Here is a 1,035-nt window from a genome sequence, read left to right on the forward strand (position 1 = left end):
GCAGTTCACCGCGCGCCAGCATCGGCTTGATCATGTTGCCCGCGTCCATCGCCGATTCCCCGGTCGCGCCGGCGCCGACGATGGTGTGCATCTCGTCGATGAAGGTGATGATCTGCCCGGCACTGGATTTGATCTCCTCCAGTACCGCCTTGAGCCGTTCCTCGAATTCACCGCGGTACTTGGCGCCGGCCACCATGGCGCCCAGGTCCAGGGACACCAGCTTCTTGCCGCGCAACGATTCGGGAACATCGCCGGCGATGATGCGCTGGGCCAGCCCCTCGACGATGGCGGTCTTGCCGACACCGGGCTCACCGATGAGAACCGGGTTGTTCTTGGTGCGGCGGCTGAGCACCTGCACCACACGCCGGATCTCGGTGTCGCGGCCGATGACCGGATCGAGTTTGCCCTCGCGCGCGGCGGCGGTGAGGTCGGTGGAGTACTTCTCCAGCGCCTGATAGCTGCCCTCGGCTCGACAGTAGGGAGTCGGGAGTCCCGCCGACGGACTCTGCGGCACTACGTGCCAGTCTCACCGCAAGCGGGCCTCGGCGAATGTCCAAGGCCCGCTTGCGGATCCGACGCGATTCGTCGGGTGCGCCTCGCATGCGGTATCGAGCCGGCCTTCCGGGATGAGCGCGGTGCAGTCCGACAAGTCCGAGAGGTGATGGGACAGAATGAATATCGCCGCTGCGCCGGGACCGGGACTGGTGACGCTGTGCGTGGTTCTCGTGGCCGCTTCCGCGGCCGTGTATCGCTTCGCACAACTCGGTCCGGTGCGGGTCGTGCCTGCCGCCGCTACCCGTGCGATCCTCCAGCTGGGGATGGTCGCTGCGGTTTTGGGTGCCGCGTTGACGCGACTGTGGTCGTCGTTTCTCGTGCTTGCCGTGATGTTCGCGGCAGCGGTGCACACCGCGGGCCGGCGGGCCTCGGCGGGCCGCTCCGGTGTCTGGCTCGCGGTGGCCCTGGCGACGGGGTGGATCGTGGTGCTGGCGATGATGATCGGCACCGGCGTGGTTCCCATGAAGGGCGTCGCCATCG

General features: G+C 67.5%; 1 protein-coding gene and 1 pseudogene. One reads left to right on the forward strand and one right to left on the reverse strand.

Annotated features, from left to right (window positions below):
* Positions 1 to 460: pseudogene (locus AB0C20_RS36360) on the reverse strand (AAA family ATPase); the annotation flags it as partial.
* Positions 461 to 671: 211 nt separating this feature from the next.
* Between AB0C20_RS36360 and AB0C20_RS36365 the strand changes: the two are divergent.
* Positions 672 to 1,035: ABC transporter permease (locus AB0C20_RS36365; RefSeq protein ID WP_357569740.1), on the forward strand; the 364-nt coding region annotated here is incomplete at its 3' end.

This window comes from Micromonospora sp. NPDC048843 (genome assembly GCF_040649965.1).
In the GTDB taxonomy this organism is placed as follows: domain Bacteria; phylum Actinomycetota; class Actinomycetes; order Mycobacteriales; family Micromonosporaceae; genus Micromonospora; species Micromonospora hortensis.